Origin of the sequence: Xylanibacter ruminicola (genome assembly GCF_900142525.1) — a bacterium.
In the GTDB taxonomy this organism is placed as follows: Bacteria; Bacteroidota; Bacteroidia; order Bacteroidales; family Bacteroidaceae; genus Prevotella; species Prevotella ruminicola_A.
On record NZ_FRBD01000006.1, the window covers coordinates 74,732 to 82,092 of the forward strand.

9 protein-coding genes are annotated in these 7,361 nt (G+C 45.5%); all 9 read right to left on the reverse strand.

What is annotated here, in order from left to right; translation table 11 throughout:
* Window positions 1-91: 91 nt before the first annotated feature.
* Complete coding sequence (locus tag BUB86_RS05215; protein WP_073206746.1) at window positions 92-673, reverse strand: helix-turn-helix domain-containing protein; 582 nt, start codon at window positions 671-673, stop codon at window positions 92-94.
* 159 nt (window positions 674-832) lie between these two features.
* Window positions 833-1,318: a D-Ala-D-Ala carboxypeptidase family metallohydrolase gene (locus BUB86_RS05220; RefSeq protein ID WP_073206537.1), complete on the reverse strand. Its 486-nt coding sequence runs from the start codon at window positions 1,316-1,318 to the stop codon at window positions 833-835.
* A gap of 73 nt (window positions 1,319-1,391) precedes the next feature.
* The gene (locus tag BUB86_RS05225; RefSeq protein WP_073206540.1) at window positions 1,392-3,866 is read right to left on the reverse strand and encodes a BT4734/BF3469 family protein; all 2,475 of its coding nucleotides are present in this window, start codon (window positions 3,864-3,866) and stop codon (window positions 1,392-1,394) included.
* A gap of 28 nt (window positions 3,867-3,894) precedes the next feature.
* Complete coding sequence (locus tag BUB86_RS05230) at window positions 3,895-4,170, reverse strand: hypothetical protein (protein WP_139261431.1); 276 nt, start codon at window positions 4,168-4,170, stop codon at window positions 3,895-3,897.
* A 272-nt stretch (window positions 4,171-4,442) separates the two neighbouring features.
* The gene (locus BUB86_RS05240; protein WP_073206547.1) at window positions 4,443-4,754 is read right to left on the reverse strand and encodes a hypothetical protein; all 312 of its coding nucleotides are present in this window, start codon (window positions 4,752-4,754) and stop codon (window positions 4,443-4,445) included.
* A gap of 8 nt (window positions 4,755-4,762) precedes the next feature.
* Window positions 4,763-5,128, reverse strand: a complete 366-nt coding sequence (locus BUB86_RS05245) for a phage antirepressor KilAC domain-containing protein (protein WP_073206549.1) — start codon at window positions 5,126-5,128, stop codon at window positions 4,763-4,765.
* A gap of 248 nt (window positions 5,129-5,376) precedes the next feature.
* Window positions 5,377-5,859, reverse strand: a complete 483-nt coding sequence (locus BUB86_RS05250; protein ID WP_073206552.1) for a hypothetical protein — start codon at window positions 5,857-5,859, stop codon at window positions 5,377-5,379.
* A gap of 215 nt (window positions 5,860-6,074) precedes the next feature.
* Window positions 6,075-6,698 (reverse strand): hypothetical protein, encoded by a 624-nt coding sequence (locus tag BUB86_RS05255; protein WP_139261433.1) that lies wholly within the window; start codon window positions 6,696-6,698, stop codon window positions 6,075-6,077.
* A gap of 360 nt (window positions 6,699-7,058) precedes the next feature.
* Window positions 7,059-7,343, reverse strand: coding sequence for a helix-turn-helix domain-containing protein (locus BUB86_RS05260; protein WP_073206558.1), 285 nt, complete (start codon window positions 7,341-7,343; stop codon window positions 7,059-7,061).
* Between the last annotated feature and the right edge of the window lie 18 nt (window positions 7,344-7,361).

Sequence of the window (7,361 nt, forward strand, 5' to 3'; positions counted from 1 at the left end):
TACGGATTATACGAATTTTTTCTGCCTTAGGATTGCGAACTCTCGGGATAATTAATCCGTAAAATCCGTAAAATCCGTAGGCTATATTATTTTAGAATGGTATATAAACAACGGCGAGGATTTTTGCGCTCTTGCCGGGGGCACCGTGCACGTGGTGCTTCACGATTGAGTCGTAGAATATCGAGTCGCCCTCCTTCAGGTTGTAGGTCTCCTTGCCATACACTATTTCTATTTCACCCTCCATCACATAGATAAACTCCTCACCCTCGTGGGCTGACAGCTGGAAATCAGGTGTCTCCTCGGGGTTGATGTCGATCACGAATGGCTCCATGTGGCGACCGGCCTTCTGCTGAGCCAGCGGGTGATACTCCATGTGCTTGCGTGCGTCGGTAGCACCATTGCTAAAGCTGATGCTGCTGTCGGCCTCGCGATCCTTGGCACGTGTTACGATAGGACCCAGATCGTCGTTATCGTCCATAAACGTACCCAATCTCACGCCCAGCGCACGGGCTATCTTGATCAGCGGACCCAGCGATGGCAGGTTCACATCGTTTTCAATACTGTTAATCTGCTCTACGGTCAGTCCGCTGCGCTCGGCAATCTCCTCAATACTGAGATTTTTTGTCTCTCTGATGCCCTTAATCTTGGCACCTACAACTGAATGATTATTCATCTTCTTTTCATTAATTATATACACCTTATATTCCAATGGCAAAAGTACACAATTTAATCCGAAAACCCGCGTATTTTGTAGGTTTTAATAGATTTTAACAACATATTTTAACAACTCCCCTATTTTCCCTCCTGAGTAGGAGGGGCCAGGGTGGTCTGATCAAGCGTTTATGAATAACACCTTCCTACGATTATCCTTTGCCCTCACCGCAAAGTGCAGCCAGATGGCGCCGTGCTTATTCTTGGACGAGCCAAGCGGCGAAGCCGAGCGGCGTTCTATCAGCAATTCATCAAACTCCTGCTGCCAGTCGCGGCTGATATCGAGCAATATCGCCGCATAGACTATCAACTGCTCCAATCCATCCACGCGGATATCCACCGCACAGCCAGTAAGATGGTTCGACGTAGCCACACCACCAATCGCCCGATTCAACTGCGGCGATCGATAGCCAGAGTTTATTATAATCGGTTGATTATACCGCTTTCTCAACTCCTCCAACCACACGCAAACCCGCTTGAGGTTAGCAATCGCTTCATGCGAAGGGATATTATACACTTCGGGATGAGAATTACTCTTAGTCATCTCGCCCAGAGTGAAATGCTCACTCAACTTCATTTTACTATTCAATTGTACTATTTCATTCATATTGCAAATTATAAAAAATCCTAATGCCGCGCCGCCGCGCTGCCGCAGTGCCACGGCATCAGGGGGTTGATGATTATAGCATGATGGAACCTGTTTTGTGAAACACAGCCTTCTCGCCTCCCTTATCCTCGCTAACCTTCTCTATTAGATGATCGCGACACAGGCGCGTTACCTTCTTACGAGCAGAAGCAGCACTGCCCAGATTGAAGCAGTGAACCACGTCCTCGATAGTAAACTCATCAGGCAAACGATTAAAAGCCTCAAAAGTCTTCTGCTTGCGCTGCACATTCACGCTGGCATCCTTCAGTTTGTTGTCAAAATAGTTCTCAGCCATCGCTCCAAAGTAGTGGCGCTGACAGGCATACTGGATATTGACAATCAACTCTGCAAGTTTCCAATCCACATCATCTGTCTCGAACTCACCACACCAGTATTGTCCGTCCTGCTTCATCTTATCCCAATGGCGCATAACGATAAACGGTGCAGAGAAATTCAATCCATGATAAGCACAACGTTTAAGAAGCATCTCATCAGCCTTTGAGTCATTCTCCTTGGCGTCCTCCATACGACGTGCCGTCCAATCATAGAGTTCATCCACAATCTTCTGCACGCTAAGTTCACCTTTCATCTTGTCCAGTTTCTCGGCCCATTCCTTCAGACGGTTGTCGCTGTCGTAGTCTACAAAACTCTCGCGACTCATCATCTCAAAGTTGGTAGCCGGCAGGGGAATACAGGTCAGACGGGTTGCAAGACCGCTTCCAAAGTTCTGCTCGTTCACCATCCTCTTCAGCGCGATGGGCGTGCCTGTATAGATGTAATTCCAGATTACATAGAACTCCTGAAACACACTGTCTACATTCGAGTATGCCTGACCATCCTCCTCGTTGTGGAACGCTTTCAATTGCAACGCCTGCTTGTCGATGTACGAGCCACCTTTTTGCAGCGACAACGTGTTGTCTAGTTCTGTGTCGAAGGTCAGCATATGCAACTGCATCGGCTCGCCGTTTACCTCTTCTACAGCATTCACCATATCCTGAATGAACTGCGCATTCGAGGTTCGCGCTGGGTGGATACGAACCACCACCTTCGGCTTCTTAGGCTTCTCCTTATTGGCCCCCTTGGTACGCATCTGTTCGCGATAGGCATTGATGGCATCCTTACCAATCTTATCAGCCTCAACAATAGGCGAAGCAAGTAGTTTAAAGAGCCTTGTAGCGAACGATTTACCACTTGCAGGGTCGCCAATTATCAGCGTTGAGTTGTTCAGCCTGCGCAACTCTTCTGGTCGATGATAGAAGCGATAAGTACAACGTGTCATCAGCGTCATCATCAGTCCGCCAGCTACAAAGAGAGCAGCAGGATATTGGTTGCGTTTCAGACCCTTGCAGATATCCTTCAATAGCGGAAAGTCCTCAGCCATAGCCTCAATCTGTTCGCCCCACTCCCAGAGCCAACGGTTGATATCCTCCTCGGCCATCGCTACCGTCCTCGTCGTTTGCGTCTTCGTAATCTCTTGGAATGTGCGCCCTGTGGCTTTCTGTATCGCTTCCTGCATCGCCTTGCTGGGCAGACTGCTGGCATACTTCTTCTCCTTTTGCGCCACACACTCAGCGGCACTGGCCACTGTCTGACTAACGTTCTCGTTTCGTTCGTCGATGATCTCCTTGACCCACGATTGACTCTCCACCACGCGCTGTACTGCGGTTTTGTCGCCATCGAGCATAAGCAGCAGGTCGGTTGCCAGCTTGAGCGATTCTGTATGACGGTTGCTGTCGGCTTGACATGGCAGTTTGTCGCCATAGCGAGCATCAATAATACTTTGTACATCATAACCTCGCCACTTTATTTCATCCAATACCCCAACTGACGTGCTCTCTGCTTGGATTGGCAGGTTTGTCGGCTTGAAATCGCCACTCGTAGCCTGTGAATGACCGTCTCGATATAGAGCATCATATCGCTCAGCAAATTCCTTGTTCTCATACGTAAAAAGTTCTTTGTCAATATACAAAATGTCAGATTCTTTACAAAGAAAGCTCATTCTACTTGCATCCTTGCAACTTTCGTCAACCTCCACGCCAAGCACCTTGGCCATAGCGTGCTGGTTGTCGATGAGATTACCCTTCTTTACGTCGGCCTTGAATACAATCTTCAAGCCCTTACCTGAAGGGGTGATATAGATCAGCAGGATACCGAGGTCTTTAAAGTATTGTCCCTTTGACTCCCCTTTCACTTCCTTTTCACTTCCTTTCCATTCCTCGAAGAGCTTTTTCGGCTCTTCAACATGATCTATATCCATCACCACAAGTCCCGTCAGTCGTGTCGCAGCTTGCTTGCGCCACGCACCAAGTTTTCCATTGGCCGACTCGGTCTCATCGAATGTTGCCTGGAAGATAAATGCAGGCAACTTGCGCTTCAACGAGGCATCGCCTGTTTCGCGAAACTTATCAATGTTCTCGTTCCATTTAGCAGCCTTGACGAGGGCCCAAAACTGGGCCTCGTCTACAGGCAATGTAGGATTACTAAAATTCTTCTGATAACAAAATCCCATATCTCTGAAAATTTATAATCCGTAGGTCTTAACAAAACTCGATAAGTTCTCGCTCTATCATTGCATTCTTGGCCGAACGGTTATGGTCGTCCATCAGCCCCATCACGGCTGCCGAGCCCATGTCTTTGGGGAACGAGCCGAACACCTTTATGCGCTGCATGCTCTCCTTAACCCAGCCCCATGGCAACTTCTTTACCATTCGGTCTTTCTCACGCTTAGATGTCTTGCGGTTATATCCCTTAAAGGTCAGTCGTCCGGTGTTATGGTCGATAAATAATACACCTTCTATTCTTTTTCCTTCCATGAGTTTTTCTAAAAGGTTCATGGCGTCCAATAAAAATACAAATTTCTTAATCATTTAAAAAATAATAATTTCTGTTAGTTTTTTTACTGTTCCTTTTGCCTTTCCGGCATTTTTAAGTCCGTCGCTCATTTGCCATCTTGGGCAGCAGAAATTTGAGCCTACTTTCAGCTCCATCTTCGAGCATATTCGCTCTCCCTGATTGTCTATCTGCCTGAATTGGCATGAGCAGCAGCCCTTCTTTATCTCGATATTGTGTTGGTTTTTAATGGTGGTCATCCTTGTGCCTCAGCTAGTCGTTCCACGGTCAGCGCAAAAGCGTCAAACTCCAGCTGGTCGTCGGCCTCGCCATTCTCCAACTGTTGTTCCCAAGTCTTTATCATGCTACCGATATAATCCTCAACATTGATATCTATCTTAGCCATAGCCAGCTTGTAGTTGGCCATCAGCTTGCTCAGAGCGTAATTCATCGACACCAGACTGCCGATGGTAGGACTCACAGAAAGCATTGTCTTCTTCATCTCGTCGTAGATACGATCGCCCTCGGCGATGTTGCGTATCAAGATTTTTCGTTCTTTCACTTTCATTCTTTTTTTTAATTATACAATAGTTCGTTAATAAACTCTCGGCCTTTTTCCGTCCACACCATCGAACGTTTCAGCAGTCGTTTGCCCTGCTGGCTGTAACGGATGGAGTAGCGATAGGAAATTAGATCCATGTTCTGATAGCGACTGGTAACGCAGTAGTCGCCGCAGTGCTTCATCACCACCTTGCGGTCTCTCAGAAACGAAAGCAGGTCGTTGCCCTTCATTCCGTAGCGCTTGGCTATCTCGGTTGTGGTGTAGCAGAATTTTGCATGTCGGTTCATCTCTACCAGCTCGTCGGCTATCAGCTCATCGGCCTCTTTAACCACCTGACTGTTGATGACTCCGAAGATTGAAAAAACTGTTGTTTTCTTCATTTTCTTTTTCTTGTTTTACGTCGCCTCCTTTAAAGCGACCTTTTATTAATAATTAAATAAGTAATAGAAGAATGGTTTCAAAATTTAGTTTCTTATCTTTTTCTTTTGCTTCGGCCTTCCGAAGGATCTTTTGTATCAGTAAGTCAAAGAACACTGTCGGTTTTTCCTTTCGACGTTGCAAAGTTCGCAATAAAAAATCACCCCACGAAGGATTAATTTTCTATCGTCCGACGAATCGTCCGACCTTTTCAGAAATCGTCCGACAAACCGTCCGACTTCCTGCATTGAGCCCTCAAAAAAGCGCTCAAAAACCGCTTTACTATGTTCTTTCTTCTCAACGCCTCACTTGCTTTTGGGACATCAGCAAACGTCCAATCAGGGTACTTACCATGCACTTTGGCTATCGTGTCATAGATAGTGGTGCGCCCAGGCAGATTGTCGAAATCAGCCTCGCGCATATAGTCAATAAAGTCTTTGGGGGTGTAAAAGAATGGCAGTCCTTTTATCACGCTCTCGTTCATGGCCACCATCAGGTAAGCATAGTCGCAGGGGAAACGGAATGCCAGCGTCTGCCGCATTTCGCGAATGGCCGATATCACATAGGTGTCGATAGTTAGCTTCTTGTCGCCACTCTCACACACGTTCAGCACCTCTACCTGCGGGCACAAACTCACCATGCCCATAAACTTCTCAAAAGCTGCGTCGTCAATACGCAATACTACTTGTTTCATTTTCTTCCAAGTGTTTTGTGGAGATGTGTGTAGATGACGCGCGTTTTAGGGTTCTCAAGAGAAACATCCCACTACAACTCGGATTAAACATAAAATTCGGAGCGCAAAATTAGAAAAAACAAATGAAAAAAACGAATAAAAAAAGTAGCCTTTATTAGTCGGATAACAAACGACTAACAAAAGCTACTTATCGCATAACGAAAGATATAATTTGGCTATTTCTCAGCTATATCATCAAGCCATTCATCCTTCAATCTAAGGAACTTATCAACATACTCAAGATAAACATTATCATCGGCCAATGGGTTAATCTTCATATTAGTATACATCTTATAAGCTGCCGGACTAACAAAGTGTTTCTTACAAAACTCCATTACAAAAGATTCGTAACACGGCTTCTCAATCAATCCTACATCAATAGCTGCTCTCATCACTCTCATGATAGATATGGCAGCCACCTTCTTATCTATCATCAGATGCAGTCTTTTTAGGATCTCATCAGTTCTTTCCTCGTATACTATATACGAAGCAAATTCTGGCGTTCTTTTCAGATACGAGTCAACATAAGCCATAGCACTATCAAACTGTGGCCAGTAAACCAACTTGTTAAAAACACTGCGTTTCAACTTTACTTTCCATCCGTAAGCATAAGCCTCCCTCGATATCCAGTCTTCAACAAAATGAGCCACTTGCAAGCTCCACTCATCATTTTCACCATCATCAGCAGTCTGCACCCACACAAAGTTTGGCTTAGTTCTGGTGTCAATAAAAACAAGCTTACCTATGTCTCCATGACGGTTTCTCACCTCCATCAGAAACATGCCATCTTTAGGTTTCATTACGTATTTGCATTCAAATAACGCGTTAGTTCCAGAATCAAACGTGTTTAGCCCATACTTTCGGAAGCCTGCATCAAAAATATAACGCACGACTTCCGATGCCGCTAAAAAGCCTGATTCACCAAATTCCAGCTGCCTCCCTTCCAGGTTACAGTCATAAAACATAAAATTCTGCATATTTTCAAGAGTTTTTAATTATTCAGGTCAGAAACTGGAATTCGGAGCGCAAAATTAGCACATTTTTCCGAATCCGCCAAGCATTTTCCACACAAAATCACAATAAAAAATCGGCCCCAAATCATAGAGCCGATTACCTCCGAAACCTCTTACTGCAAAGCAGTAAGGCAGGCAAAGCGCTTACTACATAACAGTAAGCGATATTCTCTTGCCTAACCCAGAAAAGATGCGAAACAGAGTAGACAGTTGAACATCAACATGCCCATTTTCAATCTTCGAGATATAGCTTTTCTTGGTACCAATCTTAGCAGCCAGCTGCTCTTGAGTAAGCCCAGCCTGAAGTCTGTGTTCTTTCAAACACTCTGCTAAACAAAAAGCCTCAGCCTTTGCCTCAAAAGCGTCTCTTCGGGCTGTGCCATCTTTACCATATTCTGCATCAAGCAGTTCATCAAATGTTGTACTGGCCATAATAGCCTCTTTCTTCTT

What these genes read in the sequence shown, in the direction of transcription:
- BUB86_RS05230 (WP_139261431.1), bottom strand. Translation starts at nt 4,170, where the DNA reads ATGGAAGGAAAAAGAATAGAAGGTGTATTATTTATCGACCATAACACC.
- BUB86_RS05245 (WP_073206549.1), bottom strand. Translation starts at nt 5,128, where the DNA reads ATGAAGAAAACAACAGTTTTTTCAATCTTCGGAGTCATCAACAGTCAG.
- BUB86_RS05220 (WP_073206537.1), bottom strand. Translation starts at nt 1,318, where the DNA reads ATGAATGAAATAGTACAATTGAATAGTAAAATGAAGTTGAGTGAGCAT.
- BUB86_RS05255 (WP_139261433.1), bottom strand. Translation starts at nt 6,698, where the DNA reads ATGAAACCTAAAGATGGCATGTTTCTGATGGAGGTGAGAAACCGTCAT.
- BUB86_RS05260 (WP_073206558.1), bottom strand. Translation starts at nt 7,343, where the DNA reads ATGGCCAGTACAACATTTGATGAACTGCTTGATGCAGAATATGGTAAA.
- BUB86_RS05240 (WP_073206547.1), bottom strand. Translation starts at nt 4,754, where the DNA reads ATGAAAGTGAAAGAACGAAAAATCTTGATACGCAACATCGCCGAGGGC.
- BUB86_RS05225 (WP_073206540.1), bottom strand. Translation starts at nt 3,866, where the DNA reads ATGGGATTTTGTTATCAGAAGAATTTTAGTAATCCTACATTGCCTGTA.
- BUB86_RS05215 (WP_073206746.1), bottom strand. Translation starts at nt 673, where the DNA reads ATGAATAATCATTCAGTTGTAGGTGCCAAGATTAAGGGCATCAGAGAG.
- BUB86_RS05250 (WP_073206552.1), bottom strand. Translation starts at nt 5,859, where the DNA reads ATGAAACAAGTAGTATTGCGTATTGACGACGCAGCTTTTGAGAAGTTT.